Consider the following 21124-nt stretch of genomic DNA (forward strand, 5'->3'; position numbering starts at 1 on the left):
TTGAACTTGGTAAGATTCTTCATTCTTCCTTAAAAACAGTTTTTTCGGCTTTTTCTGATATGCATATCTTTAACCGGTTCACCTGTGTCGAACTCATGTTAGCTTATAAGCTCGAAGTCATCATGACCGTAGTATGTAGTCTGTAAGGCGACCGAAACATTCAAGTGTTACTTCCGACTTCCGACTTCGGTCTTCGGTCTTCCAACTTCTAATACATCAATTCAAATGCACTTCTATACGCGCCAATCTCATTAACATAATCGAGGAACGCGCTATAGAATTCATTTTGACCTATGGTAGCGCTGTCGCCTATGATCACGAGTTTTTTTCTTGCACGGGTAATGGCTACATTCATTCTTCGGGTGTTGGCTAGAAAGCCTATCTCGCCTTTTTCATTAGAGCGAACCAGTGTGATATAGATAATGTCTCTTTCCTGTCCCTGGAAGGAGTCAACTGTATTTACAGTTAGCTTATTAACCAGTTGTTCATCAAAATTGCTCTGCTGAACCAGATCCTGCAATAGCGATACCTGGGCTTTGTATGGAGCAATAATGCCAATGCTCTCAACCTCTTCAAATTTTTCCAGCGCCTTAATTTCCTCTATGTACTGCCGGAAATGCCGGAGAAGAAGTTCAGCCTCTTCAGTATTAAAGGAACTCATAGTTTCGGGATCTACATCTTCAAAAAAGCCACAACCGGCCGTATCAATAAATTCCACGGTTTGGTCACCTTCGAAGATTTTCCAGTGAGCTACTGTTTGGTTGGCTACCAGTCTGTTTTTATAGAAAATACGGCTGGAGAAGTTCATGATATCCATATTCATGCGGTACTGCTCTTCCAGCATAACATCCGCCTGATTTTGTTTGATAGCCTTTTCAAATAGCGTGATCTCCAAACCGTTGCGGGCGGCTTCAAAAGATTTAATGGTAGGAGGCAGTTGGCAATGATCTCCCGCGAAAATGACCCGGTCAGCCTTTATTATAGGGATCCAGGAGGCAGGTTCCAATGCCTGAGCGGCTTCATCCATAAACACAGTATTGAAATGCATACCTTTTAGCATAGCGCTGTTGGCACCGACCATAGTGCAGGCTATGACCTGCGATTTCGCAATAATATCGCTGGTGATATAAAAGGAAAGATGATCTGCTTCGTCATATAAAGCACGGGCTTCGGTCAACAGCCTTTTCCTTTGCTCCCTTTCGGCATAGCCAAAGTGGCGCTTGTATTTTTTACCCATAGAGCGATACTCTTCCGCTTGCTTTCTCAAGGCTTTCAGGTTTTTATAGTCAGGGTGTTTGGTGATCCTGACATCCAGCGTTTTGCCGAGCGTTTCTTCAGTGACCCGGGCCGGATGTCCTATACGTAGCACATTCACTCCCTGCTCTCCGAGACGGTCTGCAAGCAAGTCAACCGCGGCATTGCTTGGTGCGCATACCAGCGTTTGCTTTTCTATTTTTAATGTTTCAAGAATTGCCTGGATGAGGGTGGTAGTTTTTCCTGTGCCCGGTGGGCCATGTATTATAGCTACATCGGTAGCACTCAAAACCAGGTTAAGCGCTTTGTTCTGGCTTTCATTCAGCCCCGGACTTGTTACCGGTTTGTGGCTCCTGAATTGAGCTTCCCTTCCAGCCAACAGGATTTCTTTCAGTTCGTTCAGCCTTTCATCGCTTGTTTTTATCAGCTTTTTGACAGCTTTTTCCATCTCACGGTAGGCATTCTCATCAAAAAGCAATTGAACACCCAATTGGCCATCATTTATCCAGTCGGGGATGTCATCAGCGTTGAGCGTCATGAGCATATCTTGTTTGCTTACATAATTGACCACTCCATTGACGGCATGCTGGTCTTCTTCATTACTGCCTGCCGTGGAGAACAGGCTGACGAGCTTTCCTGATTGAAACATATGGGATTCCGTATGCTCCTGGGGGCGAGATACTTTTACCAGCACTCGGTCGCCACTATCAAATTTTGTTTTCTCAAGCTGAACCGGGTACCAGCACACACCTTGCTTTCTACGTTCGGCAAGGGAGGTGCCGATCATTTTTCGTTTGTACTGAAGGAGGTCTTCTTCTTTTTCCTGCGCGAGAAGGACAATAAGTTGCTTTAGTCCTTCCTGAATGTCTTTTCCTGCCATGCTAATTTTTCTGTCCCGATGTTACGTATCGCTTGCCCTATTCTTGGCAACGACTTTTATATCATTGCTCAAACCCTTCATTGTTAAAATCAGGAAATCTCTTTTTAATGTTTTTATCAGTTGGTTTGGTTGGATTCTCCCAACTGGCATCCAATTCCAGCAGGATCATTTTTTGGTTATTCAGTTCCAGCTTCAGTTTGTCGATATCAACGTAAAAATTCTTGTCTCTTCGCTGTGATTTCAAAGCATATTTTCTGGCAAACTGATCACCCTCCGATTGCAACTGATTTCGGATGTCTATATTTATTTTCAGTCTGTCCATAATGTCATCTTTTGATTTTCCAAGTACATCTGTAGCCTCCAAAGTACCTAAAGTCATCACTGCTGTACCGCCTACGCCCGTTACGTAATCTTTACTGTTATCTTCGAGAAATACCGGAGATACTCCCGTGATCGCACCCAGAGAGGCGTTGACAATGGAGCGATGTTTTTTCCCCTTTCTGGCTTGCCTCAACTGCTTGTTAAGCTTTTTTTGATTGTCATCCAATTGTTCTATCACATCCATGGTTCGTAGCAGTATTGCCCGGTACATATTGTACAGCCTGAGGTCTTTTTGTTCCATATTTTCAGTGTCGATCACCTTTGCCTTTACGCTTTTCTCCGCTCTTTTATTGGATAGGTCCAGCACATAAAACACGAATTCAATGGTGTGACTGTTTTGCGCTTCACTAACAAATTCATATCCGGGTACCCATTTAAATTCCCACTGTGTGGTAGTGTTCTGCTTCAAAGCATCCTTAGGCACGCGTAAGTCATTGGCAACAAAGCCCACATCTTTTATATTATCATCGCCATTGGGGTCTGAGACATAAAAATTAAGGTTAAGGACCTCATCTTCGTTAATAGTGATCAGCGAATCATTGGGTACCATTGTAATGTCAGGGGGCAGGTCTAACTGTGTTGGTGCGATGATCAGCACTCCTTTGGCTTCTGATTTCTCCGGCTGATCCTGTACGGTAAAGGAAATTTTAAGGGTATCTTTTTTTAGCGCTCTGAATTGATTTCCCGAGGGCTTCCATGAGAATAACCCAATTTCCGAAAGTGTCGCTCCCTCAGGCATTTCAGCAAGTACGGGCTTGAAAACCACTGGGTCCTCATCAGGATCCTTAACGAGGTTGAGTTGATTTAAATTGAACTCATTTTCCGCATACTGTTTTACATAAAATACAGGAAGTTCATCAATTATAGGAGGCCTGTTTTTATGCAATACTGTAAATGTTACTTCTTTTCTGATCTTTTGTCCTGGTTTTGAAATGGCCTCAAAGATTACACTATACTCACCTTTCTCCTGTAACCGGCCAACGAGATCATAGTCCGGAACCCAAAAAAAATTACCAAGGGAATCAAATTCAAGAAGCAGGCCGCGGTCACCATAAATGGAATATAGATATTCCCCGTCCTTGCTTGGTTCTACTTTTGCGGTAAACTGCAAAGTATCGCCCTCCTGTAATACATTCCATCCAAATTCTTCGGGAAATACAAAGGAAGGAGAGCCCTGACCAACAGCCAGATGGGAAGTGAAGACTATTAAAATTACCGGTAATATATTTTTCATTGTATTCCTTCTGATATCTACAAATTTAGGAACGAAATGTTTCTAATATCATTGATGGAGAAAGTTTTAGTTAAAACTGGGAAATAGAAGGTAAAACAACTGATTATTCGATATTTCCCTCCTTTAAGATATGTTTTTTTATTTTTTTCTGATAATTCCTGCCAATAGGGAGCTTTTTATCTTCTATCTCGACATTATTACCTTCTAAAGATCTTATTTTATCGATAGCCACTGTGTATGACCGGTGTATTCTAATGAATTTATCAGAGGGCAGCGATTTGGAGATGCTTCTCAGGTTATGATGTGTGATCAGGTTTTCATATTGAGTAACAACACGAACATAATCTTTGAGACTTTCAATGTATAAGATCTCTGAAAAGAACACTTTAACAATTTTTTTATCCACCTTGATGAATATGTAGTCATTGTTTCCTTTATGTTTTGAGGGAGATGAGTGCAGGAGGCGAAAATGCTCTATCACCTTATCAATAGTTTTAACAAAGCGGGGAAGCGCTATCGGCTTTACCAGGTAGTCAAAAACATCAAGCTCAAAACTTTCTACGGCAAACTCTCGGTATGCTGTTGTTATTACTACCAGAGGCTTTGTATCCAACCCTTTGATGAAGTCGATACCACTAAGCTCGGGCATGTTGATATCGAGGAACATCAGGTGGATATTTTTATGCTTTAGTACTTTAAATGCTTCCATAGCATCGTTGCAGGTATCTACCACTTCAAATTCATCGAATCCTTTGAGGTGTCTTTTTATTACATTGATGGCTAAAGGTTCATCGTCTACTATTAAGCATTTAATCTTCATCCAGTACTATTTTTAGTGAAACCTTATAACTACTCTCGTCTTCCGTTATGTCAAGATTATAGTTTTTATCATAAAGTAGCTCCAGCCTGCGTAGCGTATTTTGTATACCTATGCCGGAATAACTTTTTTTACTGTCATTATTCACTACACTATTTTTGTTGCGGGCATTTCTAACGGTGAAATAAAGCACATTGCCGTTTGTAGTCAACTGAATATTAATAGGGGCTTTGCCATTTTTGTAGTCAGTGCCATGCTTGAAGCTGTTTTCAACAAACGGCATCAAAATGAGTGGAGGGATCAGCTTACCTTGGATGTTGCCTGATATTTTAATCTCCGCTATTAGATTGTCGCCATATCTCAATCGCTCAAGATCTATATAGTTTTGTATATGAGTAACTTCTTCAGGCAAGCTGACGCGGTTATTCTTGCCTTTATAAATCACATAGCTCATGAGGTCAGATAGTTTCAAAACAGTTTCAGGAGCCTTGTCTGACTTATCGAGCGTAAGAGAATACAGGTTATTAAGTGTATTGAAGAAAAAATGAGGCTGTACCTGCGAGCGAAGGAAAGATAATTCCGTTTCATGGTTCCTTCTTTCCAGCTCTCTGGCCTTTCGCTGGGTTCTCACCCAATCGATGATCAGCTTTATTGCCGTGGTGAGGCCTACTACATAGAGCTCACCCATGAACACGGCCACTATATAATTAAAACCAAAAAGAGCCTGGTCCTTAACAACTGACTCCCGCCACACTTCGGTAGTCACCAACTGATAAGTGAGCACAATTCTTACGAGAGACATAATCAGGATTGAAAGGAACAGCAACACCAGGTATTTCGGCAACCGTGAAGGTATGTAGCGGGGCAGCAAAAAGTACAGGTTGAAATATACCAAGATGACATGTATCGGAAACTCAACCAGGTTAGACCGGAAGGAATACCAGTAGTCATCAAAATAACTCCCCCACCTTAAAGTATTAAACATGAAGTAGCCCAACCAAAACACCAGGTGAGGTACCAGCGGATTCCGTAGAAATAAAATCGCCTTTCTTTTCAGGTTTTTTTGTGATTGCTCATCCGTTATCGAAAAGCCCTCCATATTCTTCATTTTTTCTATGCTTCTGTTACTAAACATAGTCATTTTTTGCGAATTCATCTCGGTAAGGTGGTATCCTGTCTCTTTTCAGGGTATCCCTTCATCTTCAGTAGGTTACCAAACAGCTATGAACTTTTACCAAACAGCTAATAAATGAGTGTAAACTTTATTTTTCGCCATTTCGGTGTCAAATTGAGGCTCAGAATCAACCCAAAAAGTTATGAAAAAAGTTTTACTAATCGGCCTGCTTTTGGCCTTCCTGATGCCTGAGGTAATGGCCCAGCGAACAATATCGGGAACGGTGAAAGAAGCAGGAGAAGATGCACCTCTTCCCGGGGTGAACATCATTGTGAAAGGTACCAGTACGGGTACCACAAGCGATATCAATGGAGCGTATAGTCTGGAAATACCGGATGATAATGCCACGTTGTTATTTTCCTTTATAGGATATCGCACACAGGAAGTAAGTATCGGTAGTCGCTCGGTTATCGATGTAAATTTGGAGCAAGACATAACCCAGCTTGGTGAAGTGGTGGTGACGGCATTTGGCCTTGAGCGGGAGAAAAAAGCTTTAGGTTATGCTGCTACAGAGGTCAATGAAGAAGAGTTTACACGAGCCAGAGAAAATAATGTGGTAAACTCTCTTTCGGGCAAGGTATCCGGTTTACAGGTTATGCAGAGTAGCGCTGGTGTAGGCTCATCGTCCAGAGTAGTGATCAGAGGTAATAATTCCATTGCCAGCAACAACCAGCCTTTATATGTAGTGGATGGCGTTCCTATTGATAATTCATCCAGCGTAGCAGGGGCGGATCAATGGGGTAACCCTGTTTCGGGGGGTGTAGGTGCAGGAGGTGTTGATCTTGGTAGTGGTATTTCAGATATTAACCCTGATGATATTGCAAGTGTGACCGTACTCAAAGGTCCCTCCGCCAGCGCTTTATATGGCTCCCGGGGTGCTAACGGTGTAATTATGATCACTACTAAAGCAGGAGCTAAAAAGAAGGGATTGGGGGTATCTTTCACTTCCAATTACACTGTTGACCAACCGGCTGTATTTCCAAAGTTTCAAAATGAGTATGGTACAGGAAACCAGGGGATTGCCGGCCCTACCTATGCCGAAGTGGTAACCCAGTCAAGCTGGGGGCCTAGAATGGATGGCTCACAAAAACCTACATGGACAGGCCCGGGTGAAACAGCAGCATATACAGCCCAACCCGACAATTTTAAGGACTTCTTTAGAAATGGCCATTCTTTCACCAACACATTGGCGCTTACGAAGACCGGTGACGTTGGTGCCGTACGATTTTCATTCACTAACCTGGAAAGTGAGGGTATAGTGCCTGCCAATGAACTCAAAAGAAAATCATTAACTGTAAGAGGATTAGCCAATCTGAATGACAGGCTTACTTCAGATACTAAAATATCCTATGTAAATCAGCAGGTAAATAACCGGCCACCATTATCCCGTTGGCCCGACAATCCTGTATTGACACTTTCTCAAATGGGAAGGAATGTAAGAATAGACGACCTCAAGGATTATCTGAATGACGATGGTTCTGCCAGATCACCTTTAAGCGGGTACTTCAACAACCCATATTATGTTGCACATGCCATGAATAATGAAGATACTAAAAACAGGGTATTCGGATTTACTTCACTCGACTATAAGTTTACCAATTGGTTTAGCGCTATGGTGAGAGTAGGTACGGATTACTCTGCTCAAAAGTATCGTTCCATTGTACCCATAGGCCATACGTTCACACCAAATGGAGCCTTCAATGATGTGCTTTATACCCTTCAGGAAACGAATGCTGATTTCCTTTTGAAATTCAAAAAGGATGTTGGAACTGATTTCAATGTATCATTAAACGTAGGAGGAAACCACCGGTATAATACTTATGAAGCCATAGGTTTCACCGGTAATGACTGGATAGCAAAAAACACCTATACGGTAAGTAACCTGGCCAATCCGGTAAGTATCAGTAGCATAAGCAGGAAAGAGGTGAATTCACTATATGCTTTCGGACAATTATCTTACAAGAATATGATATTTGTAGACATCACCGGAAGAAATGACTGGTCATCCTCTTTAGGTAAAGATAATTGGTCTTTCTTCTACCCCTCTGTAAGTACCAGTTTTGTTCTTTCAGATATTCTGGGAATGAATTATGATGAAATTACTTTCCTGAAGCTGAGAGCCGGTTGGGCTAAGGTGGGTAATGATACTGATCCTTATCAGTTGTACCCTGTTTATGACTTCCAGGGCGGTGTCAATTATAATGGACAACCTGTAGCATCGAACGACCCTAACAAAAAGAATCCCGATCTGAAGCCGGAGGAAACTACCTCATATGAGCTTGGTATAGACTCCAGATTTTTAGGTGATAGATTTAGCTTTAGTTTTACATACTACAATGCTTCAACTAAGGATCAGATATTAAGAGCTAATACTGCCATCACTTCAGGGTTTAAAACTGTGCTGATCAATGCAGGGGAAATTCAAAACCGGGGCATAGAAATGTCTCTTGATACCAGAATTGTTGATGCTGCTGATTTTGATTGGAATCTCGGACTTGTTTTTAGCAGGAACAGATCCGAGGTAGTAGAGTTATATGATGATGTGGACCGCCATGTAATCACACTGGGTGGAGGCAGCTTTCCTATACAGGTTGTGGCAGACAAAGGGCAGCCATACGGCCAGATCTATGGCAGGACCTTTAAAACTGATGCGAACGGAAACCGGGTTTATACCTCAACCGGAATGCCTATTGCCTCTGATGAAATGGTAAGCTTTGGAGATATCAATCCTGATTTCCTTGCAGGAATTACCAATACGCTTTCTTACAAAAACCTGTCGCTGTTTTTCCTGATCGATATTAAAAAAGGAGGAAAGATAGTAAGTGTGCGTGATGCATTTATGAATTCGGCCGGTACCAGTGTGATTACTGCAGAACAGAGAAGCAATGGGCTGAGTGTAACAGGAGTTACAGATGAGGGTAATCCTATAACTGTTGATGATGTTAACGTTCAGAACTACCACAATTCGATTCTAAGCAATGGCATTCTCACACCTTTTGTGTATGATGCTGGCTATATCAAGCTTAGGGAGGTTTCAGTATCTTATACTTTCCCTTCTTCGGTTTTACAAAGCCTGCCCTTTTCGAATGTAAAGCTCAGCTTTATAGGGCGTAACCTATTCTTCTTTGACAAGGATACGGAGAACTTTGACCCCGAGGCCAGCTTCAGTACTGTTAATGGAGCATCTGGTATCGAAACCTTCTCATTGCCTTCTACCAGAAGTTATGGTGTCAATCTGAGTCTGACCTTTTAAAAACAAAAAATTCATTAGTTATGAATATTAAGATTAACATATATAAGATATTGGCCTTTAACATTATACTGTTGCTGGCCGGTGGTTGCACAGATGATTTCGAAGAGATCAACACAAATCCGAATGGTCCGGCAAAGCTGGATAATATCGGGCCGCTATTGACGCATGCACAGCAAAATATCTATGCGCCTTCAAGGTTTGTTACCTGGAGAGAGAATGTCATTTTCGGTAGCCGTTTTGCAGAGCACTGGTCATTCGGTTTCCAGGGGACCTGGTTTGCCAATGCTTCCGGATTTCAGGGGGGCACCGATTGGCACTACGGGGTCTGGGATGACTCATGGGGCCTGGTAAATGCGGTTTCTAACAACAACATAGGCGATTTGGCTGAATTGCTTAGGCTTACAGGACCTGAAGGTGAGTTTGCCAGTGAGGCCGACTATGGTGTGGTGTTGATTATGAGGGTGATGCTTTTGCAGAGGATAGCTGATAACTATGGTGCTATACCATTTTCAGATGGTGGTACTGGCGTAGCAAAACCGGTTTTTCAGCAGCTTGACGAGGTATATCCTTTAATGATTGAAGACCTGGACAGGGCCATGAACCTAATTGGTAATGCCACGAATTCCGGGCTGGGGGCAGCAGATCAGGTTTATGGAGGCGATTATCAGAAATGGAAGAGGCTCGCTAATTCTGAGAAATTAAAACTGGCTATAAGAGCTCGTAGCGCATCGGGGAATAATTTTTCCAATCAGGCTATTACTGAAGCTGTTTCAAGCCCGTTGTTGCAGAGCAATGATGACAATCTTGTGATCCAAAGAGACCCTTCTTTGACTGCCTTACGACAAGGATTTGCTAATATCTGGTCTTTCGGTACAGGTGGTCAATGGGTAATGGCAAAAAGGCTGGTGGAACATTTAGATGGTACAGTACTTGGAACGCCCGACCCACGATTGGCGCAATACGCGGACCCTGCGGTCAACAGTGGTAATTATGTAGGGCAAGAAGTAGGCCTTGATGCTAGCAGTCCTTTAGTAACATCCATAGATAATTTTTCAACTCCTGATGCTACTATTGTAAACCAGGACCCACAGTTTCCCAGCTATGTTTTTACTTATGCGGAAGCGGAATTTTTGCAGGCAGAAGCGGCATTGTTCGGGATGGGGGGCACAAATGCCAATGCTCATTACCAGGCGGGAATCAGAGCGTCTATGGAGCAGTGGGGCGTCAGTGAAGCTGATATTCAGGTATATCTGGCATCTCCTGCCGGTAGCTTGTCTGGTACACAGGAAGATCAGTTCAGGCAAATTTCCATACAGAGATGGATAGCAGCCTATACTAATGGCTCCGAAGCCTGGGCTATTGTGAGAAGAACAGGCTATCCTGTAATAGAAGATAAAACAGACCCACGGTTTTTTGATACCTCGGGATGGGCAGACAATAAGCTACCACAACGACTGCTGTATTCTACAACTGAGTACACCCTTAATGGTAAAAACCTGGAGAGCGCTCTGCAGAGGCAGGGTCCTGATAAAATGACAACAAAACTATGGTGGGCTAAGTAGCATCGAAATATTCCTTGTCGACATTGAGTTCTGCTGAATATATTTCTGGTAACAGAAATTATTCAGCATGCTCAGTGTACTAACGGCAATGACGTCTGTTACCGAATTAAAAAAAAGAAAATAAGCGCCTGTAAATGTTAATAGCAGTAGGAGTAGATGTAGGAGGTACCAATACTAAGCTTGGGGCCGTCACTCAGGACGGAAAGATCATCCATAAGAGGAGGTTTTCCACCAGAGATCAGATTAATAAGGAGGCTTTTTTGGAGACACTGAGCACCAACATAAAAATGCTTATATCTGATATAGGAAAAGAGTACGTAGACTTAGCAGGCATTGGAATAGGCGCACCTAAGGCCAACTTTTATACCGGTAAAGTAGTTGGAGCCGCCAATCTGGCCTGGCAGGGTGCCGTAAATCTACGGCAGTTCCTGCATGATCAGTTTCAGGTGCCGGTAATAGTTACTAATGACGCCAACCTCGCTGCTGTAGGCGAAAATGAATTCGGTGCTGCACGCGAAATGAAAAATTTCCTTTCCGTTACCATAGGGACCGGTTTAGGCTGCGGCATTTACATTAATGGTGAACTGTTCCATGGCCAGAATGATATGGCCGGTGAGTTGGGTCACACCTCAGTTAAATTTAAAGGAAGGTATTGTGAATGCGGCAAACAAGGGTGCCTGGAGGCATATGTTTCTGCCAAAGGGCTTATCAGGACTACCCTGAAACTGCTATCAAAATACGAAGATGAGTCCGAACTACGCGCTATTGCGTCACGCGACCTTACACCCGATAAGATCAGTTCGGCTGCACTGCGGGGAGACAGCATGGCATTAAAGATATACCAATACACCGGGGATATTCTGGGGTATAAGCTGTCAGATGTGATAGCCATGTATAATCCTGAAGCCATTTTTCTTACAGGGGGTATTGCCAATGCGCAATCATTGCTCTTTGAGCCAACCAGAAGAAGTATCCATAAATATATATATAAAAGCTATTCAGATCCGATCCGTTTGCTGCCTTCTGCATTACAAGATGATGAAATTTCGGTCTTGGGAGGAGGGGCATTGGTTTGGAAACATCTTGAAAATAAGATGGCAATTGTTCATTAATAAAAAAGATCAAGCATATGACGAAAACTATAGAAGAACATCGAAGTCTGGCACATCAGCCAACAGGGGTTACGGAAAAAACCAAGTTTGAAAAGATACATGTTGAAATATTCGATAATTCTACAACGGCCTCGCTGGCAATTGCACATGAAATAGCTGACCTGATCAGGAGCAAGCAAGCCAAAGGAGAGGTGTGTGTGCTGGGGCTGGCAACAGGGTCATCACCGACATCAGTATACAACGAACTGGTGCGTCTTCACCAGGAAGAAGGGCTGAGCTTTAAAAATGTTATCACTTTTAACCTGGATGAGTATTTCCCAATGGAGCCGGAAAACCTACAGAGTTATGTGAGGTTCATGAACGAATACCTTTTTGACCATATCGACATTGAAAGGGAAAATATTCATATTCCTGACGGCACATTACCTTACGAGCTGGTGGATTCATTTTGTCAGGAATATGAGCAAAAAATCAAGGAGCTTGGAGGTATTGATCTCCAAATATTGGGTATCGGACGTACAGGCCACATTGGCTTCAACGAACCAGGGTCACATATCAACTCAAAAACCAGACTGATCACGCTTGATCATATTACCAGGCTGGATGCTGCCAGCGACTTCTTTGGAGAAGAAAATGTGCCAAGGAGAGCGATTACGATGGGAGTAGGCACCATTATGAAGGCAAAGCGCATCATTTTGATGGCGTGGGGTGAAGGTAAGGCCAATGTTATACAGCGAACAGTGGAAGGAGAGATATCGGATACTGTTCCTGCAACATACCTTCAGAGCCATTCTAACGCCACACTGGTGTTGGATGATGGTTCTGCCGCCGAGCTGGTGCGAATAAAAACCCCCTGGTTGGTACAAACTTGCAAGTGGGATAACTACCTGGCAAAAAAGGCAGTGATCTGGCTGAGTCTGAAGCTGCAGAAACCTATTTTGAAACTTACCGATCGCGATTATAATGATCATGGCATGAGTGATCTGGTGGCCGAACATGGACCTGCTTATAACATCAATATCCAGATGTTTAATGAACTGCAGCATACCATCACCGGATGGCCCGGAGGTAAGCCCAAGGCAGACGATACTTACCGCCCGGAGCGGGCTGAGCCAGCGAAAAAACGTGTGGTGATCTTCAGTCCACACCCTGACGATGATGTAATATCTATGGGGGGAACTTTCATACGACTGGTAGATCAGGGACATGATGTGCATGTCGCCTATCAGACTTCAGGAAATATTGCCGTCTTCGATGAAGATGTGATCCGCTTTGCCGATTTCTTCAGAGATTTTAATGATGTCTACACCATCAGCAATAATGACGGAAAGAAAACCTACCAACATGTGGTGGAGACTATTAAAGGCAAAAAGCCCGGTGAAGTGGACAGCACCTTGGTGCAGGCCATCAAGGGACTGATCAGAAGGGGAGAGGCCAAGGCAGCCTGCAGGTATGTGGGGCTTCCTGATGAAAAGGCGCACTTTCTTGACATGCCTTTTTACGAGACCGGTTTAGTAAAGAAAAAGCCGTTGTGTGAAGAGGACATTCAAATTATAGTTAACCTGTTACAGGAAATAAAGCCTCATCAGATCTATGCCGCTGGCGATCTGTCTGACCCTCATGGCACCCACCGGGTTTGTCTCTCTGCCATCTTCCAGGCGCTGGATCGGCTGAAAGGAGAGCCCTGGATAAAAGATTGTTGGGTATGGCTGTACCGTGGTGCATGGCAGGAGTGGGATATCAACGATATCGAAATGGCGGTGCCCCTTAGCCCGGGGGAATTGGTCCGCAAGCGTAAGTCTATCTTCAAACACCAGTCGCAGAAGGACACTGCGCTATTCCCTGGCGCTGACCCACGTGAGTTTTGGATGAGAGCAGAAGACAGAAACCATGCAACGGCTACCTTGTATGACAAGTTGGGTTTACCGGAGTATGAGGCAATAGAGGGCTTTAAGAGATACAAGTTTTAACTTTTGAATAGACATTGATGAGAAAAGTAAGGGGTTTAATGGTGATGTTCCTGTGCCTGAATTGGGGGTTAGTTTGTTCGGGCGCAGACAACATCATTCCCAAAGATCTGATACTTATGCCATATCCAGCCAAGCTGGAGCTTAAAGATGGCATATATAGAATAACCAAAGATTTTAAAATTTCAACTGAGGGTGTGGCTAATCAACGGCTTTATATCCAGGCTACCAGATGGTTGAGGAGGCTGGACAGGCGTACCGGAACCTTTTTCAGCCAGGAGTTTGTAACGCCTGAGACGATACCTGGCGCCGGTATGGTGATAAAAACCAAAAGAGCCGGAGTGGTGAAATTTGGAGAGGATGAATCTTACAAACTGGATATCAGCAACGATAAGATCACCCTCACAGCCGAAACAGACCTGGGTGCTTTACGAGGGATTGAAACGCTGTTGCAGCTTCTCGATTCCGATGAGGAGGGTTATTTCTTTCCTGCGGTAGCCATAGAGGACGAGCCGCGCTTTCCCTGGCGGGGATTAATGATCGATGTAGCCAGGCATTTTCAACCTGTGGATGTCATCAAACGAAACCTGGATGGCATGGCTGCGGTAAAGATGAATGTGCTTCATTTACACCTTTCAGATGATCAGGGCTTTCGCATTGAGAGCAAGATATACCCGCAGCTTCATCAACTGGCTTCAGATGGACAGTATTTTACCCATGAAGACATACGAGAGATAGTTTCCTATGCTGCCGAGCGTGGCATTCGGGTTGTTCCCGAGTTTGATGTTCCGGGGCATGCCACCAGTTGGTTGGTAGCTTTCCCGCAATTGGCAAGCGCTCCGGGACCATATGCTCCGGGAGGTCAGTTGCTCCCTCACGAAACTGAACAGGCAGGAGATGTCGAGCAGCAGTTTGAAATAGCTGAGATAAAAGCCTCTGGTACCTATAGATTGGAGAGGAACTCGGGCATTTTTGATCCTACGCTTAATCCTATTCTGGAAGAGACCTATGAGATGCTTGGTACCCTTTTCGGTGAAATGGCAGCGCTTTTCCCTGATAGCTATTTTCACATAGGTGGCGATGAAAATGAGGGTCGGCATTGGGATAAAAATCCTGAAATACAGCAGTTTATGAAGAAAAATAATATTGCTGATAACCATGCCCTTCAGACGTATTTTAACAAGAGGCTATTGAAGATATTGGCCAAGTACAACAAGAAGATGATCGGCTGGGACGAAATTCTGCAGCCGGACCTTCCGAAAACTGCTGTAATTCACTCATGGAGAGGGCAGGAGGGACTTGTAAAGGCTGCAAGGAATGGCTATCAGACTATATTATCAAATGGTTACTACATAGACCTTTTAAAGCCGGCTTACAAACACTATCTGAATGATCCGTTGCCCGCTAACGCACCCCTTACTGAGATGCAGAAGAAAAATGTACTAGGAGGTGAGGCTACCATGTGGAGCGAACTGGTTACGCCAACAACTATTGATTCACGCATATGGCCGCGTACCGCTGCTATAGCAGAAAGACTGTGGTCTCCGGCAGCTATAAACGATGTCAGAGATATGTACAGGCGCCTGGATCATATCAGCTTCCTGCTGGAAGAGCATGGTCTCACCCATAAACGCAATCGGCAGGTCATCTTGCGCAACCTGACCGGTGGTGGAGATACCGAAGCGCTCGAAGTACTGGCCAATGTAGTAGAGCCGTTGAAAGGATACAAAAGAAATCCAGGTGGCACTATGTATAAAACGTACTCTCCATTCACACTTTTTGCTGATGTTGCCATTGCTGATGCACCTGATGCCCGGGTATTCAATCAGTTGGTGGTAGATTATCTGAATCACTCGAAGGAGGTTAGTGAGGCGGATATCAAAAGCTGGCTGCAAAAGTGGCGCGATAATCATAAAAAATTAATACCGACAATTGAGCAGTCATTTGTGTTGAGGTCTATTGAACAGCTTTCGGCTAACCTGTCGGAGATCGCTCGGTTAGGGTTGGAAGCGATGGATGGAAATGTGCAAGGCCATAATCCAATGGAGCAGCTTCAGTGGTATGAGCATGCCCTGGAAAAGCTGGAGCGTAGCAGACAATCCGGTGGGCGCACCGACTTGCAGGTGATAAATTCAATAGAGCAGTTGGTCAAGCGCAAAGCAGCTATTTTGCCTGTTTACAAAACAGATAAGACCATAACTATTGATGGAGATCTGTCAGATTGGAGTGATGTGACCTGGAATTATTTTATTCCTGCCAAGCACTATAACTGGGATGACTCCTGCCATTTTGCTATCAGGTGGGATAAAAAGAATTTATATCTGGCTTTTAAAGTACAGAATACTAATTTACAGGCGCTGGCCAAAACAAGAGATCAGGAAGGGCTGCATATGGATGATGGGGTGGAGTTTTTGATAGATACTGAAGGAGATCGTTCAGCAGAATGGAAGAATGATGACCTGGCTTATCATATCAATGTATTTAATGCCATCATTGATGATCGCGGCAGCCTGGCTAATGGCGAATACAATAACTCCTGGAATGGCAACGCCAAAACGGCCGTAAAGGTATCAGGTACTATAAACAATCCTAAAGATAAGGATACAGGTTACCAGGTGGAGGTAGCCATCAACTGGAAAGAATTGGGACGAAATCCGGTAGATCAGACGGTGATGGGTATTAATCTTTGTGTTAACGACAGGGATGACATTCATCAACAATACAGGTACTACGATTATATGAACTTACCGGTATTTCATGTACCTGCGGGCTTCGCTAAATTAGTGCTTATCGACAAGGATTTTAACACTGAAACCTCCTTTGAACAAGAATAAGCGACTACTTTCACTGGACGTTTTCAGAGGGATTACTATTGCTGCCATGATCGTGGTGAACAACCCCGGATCATGGGCAGCAGTATATCCACCGTTGCTACATGCCGGCTGGCACGGCTGCACACTGACAGACCTTGTTTTTCCATTCTTCCTTTTTATTGTGGGAGTGGCAGTGTGTTTGTCTTTGTCCCGTGCAGTTGAAGACAAAGGACGTCATAAGCAAATAATATTCACTGTCCTGAAGAGAAGTGTGATTCTTTTCCTGATAGGCCTTTTCCTGAATGCATTTCCGTATTTCGACCTCTATCACCTTAGGATACCCGGTGTACTGCAGCGCATTGCCGTAGTATTTTTTATTTGCGCTTTTTTGTATCTGAAAACCGGCTGGAAAGTGCAGGTATATATCGGGAGCGCTATTTTAATGGTGTACTGGTTGTTGTTCCTGATTATTCCCATACCCGGCGCAGCTACCGGTAGCCTGGAGTCCGGTGCAAATCTGGCAGCCTGGGTAGATAGCCAACTGTTGACCGGCCATATGTGGGAGGTTACAAAGACGTGGGATCCGGAAGGTGTGCTAAGTACATTACCCGCCATAGTAACAGGTATAATCGGTGTGCTGGTCGGCCAATGGCTAATGGCAGACCGCACAGAGAAGGAAAAGGTCATTTATCTTTTTGTAGCGGCCAATCTGCTGATCGTTGCCGGACTTTTCTGGGACTTGTTCTTTCCTATCAATAAAAGCCTGTGGACAAGCTCATATGTATTGTATACTGCCGGAATCGCTATTCACTTTCTAGCCTTTCTCTACTGGTTGCTGGACATCAAAATGCAAAGAAGTAAATTCTGGACACCCTTTAAAGCATTTGGTATAAACGCCATATTCGTTTACATGCTTTCAATGATGCTGGCCAGTGTGCTGGTATCGCTGGAGGTCTCAGGGGGAGTTTCTCTACAGGGCTGGCTTTTTAGTGGATTTACAGCAGTCATCACCGATGTCCGTCTGGCCTCTTTTATTTATGCTTTATTGTTCACCCTGCTCATGTTTGTGCCGGTGTGGATACTTTATAAAAAGAACATCATTATTAAGGTTTAATCTTATATTATGGTTTTAGAAACAATTGACTGGCTATCTGTTATTGCATTTTTTGTGGTTTCGCTGGTAATAGGTATTGTAGTGGCAAGGCAGGCAAGCGCCAGCATATCGGAATACTTCCTGTCGGGGCGCAACATGCCTTGGTGGCTGCTGGGAGTGTCTATGGTAGCGACCACCTTTTCTGCTGATACACCCAATCTGGTAACAGATATAGTACGGCAGGATGGTGTCTCCGGGAATTGGGCCTGGTGGGCGTTCCTGCTCACGGGCATGCTTACCGTTTTTGTCTACTCCAAGCTGTGGAGGAGGTCAAACGTGCTGACAGACCTGGAATTTTATGAGTTGCGATATAGCGGGCGGGCTGCGGCATTTTTGCGTGGCTTCAGAGCCCTTTATCTTGGTGTGTTCTTTAACGTGATGATCATGGCCACCGTATGTCTGGCGGCCATCAAGATAGGAGGTGTACTGCTAAACCTTACTCCCGTTCAAACCTTACTTATTGCTTCGGTAGTAACCGTTATTTACAGCTCCCTTGGGGGCTTAAAAGGCGTATTGATTACCGACTTCATACAGTTTATTATTGCGATGATAGGCTCTGTCTGGGCCTCCTATGTTATTGTGAACCTTCCAGAGGTAGGCGGCCTCGAAAATATGCTGTCTCACCCGGCGGTTCAGCCCAAGTTGGATCTGCTGCCTGATTTTTCCAGAACAGAGACCTTAATCCCACTATTCGTAGTGCCTTTGGCGGTGCAGTGGTGGAGTGTTTGGTACCCCGGAGCAGAGCCTGGTGGCGGTGGTTACATTGCTCAGCGTATGCTATCAGCGAAAAATGAACAGCATGCCATAGGGGCTACTCTCTTTTTTAATATTGCCCATTATGCGCTCAGACCATGGCCATGGATTATTATTGCGCTGTCGTCTATGATCGTGTTTCCTAACATGGAAGCCATTCAGGCTGCATTTCCTCATATTGCCCCGGGTATCATCCGGCACGATCTGGCATACCCGGCTATGCTTACCTACCTGCCTCATGGCCTGTTGGGGTTAGTGATCGCTTCGTTAATAGCCGCCTTCATGTCTACTATATCCACACACCTGAACTGGGGGGCATCGTACGTGGTGAACGATTTTTACAAAAGATTTGTCGATCCGGAAGCAAGCGATTCGTCCATGGTGAACCTTGGCAGGCTGTCAACAGTGGTTTTGATGGTATTGGCAGCCATATTGGCTTTATATCTTGAAAATGCTATTCAGGCCTTCCGCATATTGCTTACTATTGGTGCAGGCACTGGACTTATTTTTATACTTCGCTGGTTTTGGTGGAGGATCAATGCTTTTACAGAGCTCGCTGGTATGGTGGTATCCTTTTTCGTAGCCATATACTTTGAGCTGGTACACGTGCGGCTGGGGTTTGAAGATATTCCCGGGCATTACAGGTTGTTGTGGGGTGTTGGTCTCACTACTGCCTTGTGGTTGCTGATCACTTTTCTGACGAGGCCCACCAGCGCAGAAAAGCTTAGGGAGTTTTACCTGAAGGTAAAACCCGCCGGCCCCGGTTGGGATCGCATTAAGAGGAGGATGGCAGAAAATAATGAGGAAATACCGGTGATAGAGCACAACCTGAGCCTGGAGGTGTTGAGCGTATTTATTGGTAGCGTTACCGTATTCTCTGTGCTGTTTGCTACCGGATACTGGATCTATGGAGCGGTGATCACCGCCATGGTATTGACCATCGTATCAGGCTTGGGAGCATTGTGGCTCATTATCATGTGGAGGCGGTTTTCTAAGTAACTCTTTATTGCCGCTTCCGATAGTGCCCCCCGGCAAACCAAGAGCGGTGAAACCAAGAACAGCAACTTAAAAACCGACAAACTGTAAACTGAGAACTGTAAACTGAGAACTGTAAACTGAGAACAGTGAACTGAGAACTGAGAACTGAGAACAGTGAACTGACATGTGGATTAGGGCAACGTTCTGGGTAAGTAATTTCTCGGTTTAGCAGCAAAATGATATGTATTTTGATGTATTTTCGATCCCTAATGCAGTTTTTTGACTATTGGCATAGTTGTTCCTCTTTTTTTAGTAAACCAAAAGGATATGACTATGAAAAAAGTGAGAATGACAATGTTAACAGTGGCCATCCTTATTTTGGGAGCAGGATTTACCTATGCGCAATCACCTAAAGGAGGTGTAAAGGGTGGTCTTAATTTAAGCAATCTTTATATTGATGATATAGAAGATGAAAATGTGCGAACTGGCTTTCATGTCGGTGTTTACAGGCAATTGATGTTGGGGCCGTCCTTTGCTATTCAGCCGGAGCTGAATTATTCTACCAAAGGTGCCGAAGCGGAATATAATATTATAGGTTTTGAAGGGGAAAGGAAATTTAACCTCAACTATATTGATTTGCCTGTGCTATTTACATTTAAGCTGGGTGATGATGCCGATATACACATTGGTCCGTACGTTGGCTACCTGGTAGGGGTGAGCACGTCAACAAACGGTGATCTTGGTGATAACTACAGAGAGTTGGACAGAGATGATTACGAGAAGTGGGACTATGGTTTGTCCGGTGGACTAGCCCTCAATTTTGATCCTATTGCTTTTGGAGTGCGCTATAATTATGGTTTAAATGAAATTGCTAAAGCCGAAAATGCCAAACGACAAATCGGTGATGCTAAAAATTCATTTGCACAGGTTTATATTGCATTGAACCTAATGTCAAGAACAGGATATTAAAGCTGATCAACAGCAAAAAGAATTGGTATGCTGATGGGATTGAAAGGTTTTGTTGGTTTACCAATTTTTTTGACGTTGTGTAACAACTAAATGTCACTGCGGTAACGACCGGTAGGGACCGTGGCAGTCCCCTGAATTGAAAGAATGGTTAAAGTCGTGAAGTAGTATAGTTCTCGTTGTCGATTGGGGGATTGCCACGTCAATGTCATCTTCCTTTTGTCAGAGGACATCTCCTCCCGACATAAAGCTCGGGACAAGTCGCAATGACGGTTTAAAAAATGAGGAGTGAAGCAAGCGCGGCAGTCCCCTGAATTGTTTACCAATGTTTAATATCCTCAAAGAGATCTCGCCAGTCGGGATTTATGGACTCAATAAGAGCAATCTTTTTAGCTCTGGAGCCTGCTTTAATTTGTTTTTCTCTCGCTATTGCTTCTTCTATCGAATGAAATAATTCGTAGTAGGCAAGTTTTGAGCAATTGTATTTTGCCGTAAATGCCGTTGAATGATTCTCGCCACCAAATCCTCACAAACACCGGTATATAAGGTTGTATTATGATAATTGGTAGTGATGTATACAGCTCCGCCTTTTTTCATATTCAAAAATATGAATTTTAACGTCACTGCGAACGACCGGTAGGGAGCGTGGCAGTCCCCTAACTGGAACAACGTGTGAATTCGTGAAGTAATATAGTTCGCGTTAACGATTTGGGGATTGCCACGTCAGCGCCACCTTTCAGGCTGGCACTTCCTCGCAATGACGGGTTTGAAAATGGGGCGAAGCTAACGTCACTTCGAGCGACTGATAAGGAGCGTGGCAGTCCCCT

At 44.1% G+C, this 21124-nt stretch carries 12 protein-coding genes; 8 read left to right on the top strand and 4 right to left on the bottom strand.

Annotation, left to right across the window (positions count from 1 at the left end):
* Positions 1-208: 208 nt before the first annotated feature.
* The 4 genes from C900_RS26085 to C900_RS26100 all read right to left on the bottom strand — a co-directional run bounded on the left by C900_RS26085 (position 209) and on the right by C900_RS26100 (position 5701).
* Positions 209-2134, bottom strand: coding sequence for an AAA domain-containing protein (locus C900_RS26085; RefSeq protein ID WP_009583442.1), 1926 nt, complete (start codon positions 2132-2134; stop codon positions 209-211).
* A gap of 61 nt (positions 2135-2195) precedes the next feature.
* Positions 2196-3749, bottom strand: a complete 1554-nt coding sequence (locus C900_RS26090) for a hypothetical protein (protein WP_009583443.1) — start codon at positions 3747-3749, stop codon at positions 2196-2198.
* 103 nt (positions 3750-3852) lie between these two features.
* The gene (locus C900_RS26095) at positions 3853-4569 is read right to left on the bottom strand and encodes a LytR/AlgR family response regulator transcription factor (RefSeq protein ID WP_009583444.1); all 717 of its coding nucleotides are present in this window, start codon (positions 4567-4569) and stop codon (positions 3853-3855) included.
* On the bottom strand, positions 4559-5701 hold the full coding sequence (locus C900_RS26100) for a sensor histidine kinase (RefSeq protein ID WP_009583445.1): 1143 nt from the start codon (positions 5699-5701) through the stop codon (positions 4559-4561). Before C900_RS26100 ends, C900_RS26095 begins: the two co-directional genes overlap by 11 nt.
* Before the next feature lie 181 nt (positions 5702-5882).
* Between C900_RS26100 and C900_RS26105 the strand changes: the two genes are divergently transcribed.
* From C900_RS26105 to C900_RS26140, 8 genes are all read left to right on the top strand, one after another.
* Positions 5883-8993 carry a SusC/RagA family TonB-linked outer membrane protein gene (locus C900_RS26105; RefSeq protein WP_009583446.1) on the top strand — a complete coding sequence of 1037 codons (3111 nt, stop codon included), beginning with the start codon at positions 5883-5885 and terminating at the stop codon, positions 8991-8993.
* A gap of 20 nt (positions 8994-9013) precedes the next feature.
* Positions 9014-10555, top strand: coding sequence for a SusD/RagB family nutrient-binding outer membrane lipoprotein (locus C900_RS26110; protein ID WP_009583447.1), 1542 nt, complete (start codon positions 9014-9016; stop codon positions 10553-10555).
* A gap of 134 nt (positions 10556-10689) precedes the next feature.
* A complete protein-coding gene (locus tag C900_RS26115; RefSeq protein ID WP_009583448.1) occupies positions 10690-11667 on the top strand; it encodes an ROK family protein in 978 nt (325 codons plus the stop codon).
* Between the two features lie 17 nt (positions 11668-11684).
* Positions 11685-13637 carry a glucosamine-6-phosphate deaminase gene (nagB, locus tag C900_RS26120; RefSeq protein ID WP_009583449.1) on the top strand — a complete coding sequence of 651 codons (1953 nt, stop codon included), beginning with the start codon at positions 11685-11687 and terminating at the stop codon, positions 13635-13637.
* Between the two features lie 17 nt (positions 13638-13654).
* Positions 13655-16468, top strand: a complete 2814-nt coding sequence (locus tag C900_RS26125) for a family 20 glycosylhydrolase (protein ID WP_009583450.1) — start codon at positions 13655-13657, stop codon at positions 16466-16468.
* Complete coding sequence (locus tag C900_RS26130; protein ID WP_009583451.1) at positions 16455-17561, top strand: acyltransferase family protein; 1107 nt, start codon at positions 16455-16457, stop codon at positions 17559-17561. Before C900_RS26125 ends, C900_RS26130 begins: the two co-directional genes overlap by 14 nt.
* Before the next feature lie 9 nt (positions 17562-17570).
* Positions 17571-19352: a sodium:solute symporter family protein gene (locus C900_RS26135; protein WP_040497601.1), complete on the top strand. Its 1782-nt coding sequence runs from the start codon at positions 17571-17573 to the stop codon at positions 19350-19352.
* Positions 19353-19664: 312 nt separating this feature from the next.
* Positions 19665-20300, top strand: a complete 636-nt coding sequence (locus tag C900_RS26140) for a porin family protein (protein ID WP_040497602.1) — start codon at positions 19665-19667, stop codon at positions 20298-20300.
* Positions 20301-21124: the final 824 nt, after the last annotated feature.

It is taken from the genome of Fulvivirga imtechensis AK7 (assembly GCF_000331535.1).
In the GTDB taxonomy this organism is placed as follows: Bacteria; Bacteroidota; Bacteroidia; order Cytophagales; family Cyclobacteriaceae; genus Fulvivirga; species Fulvivirga imtechensis.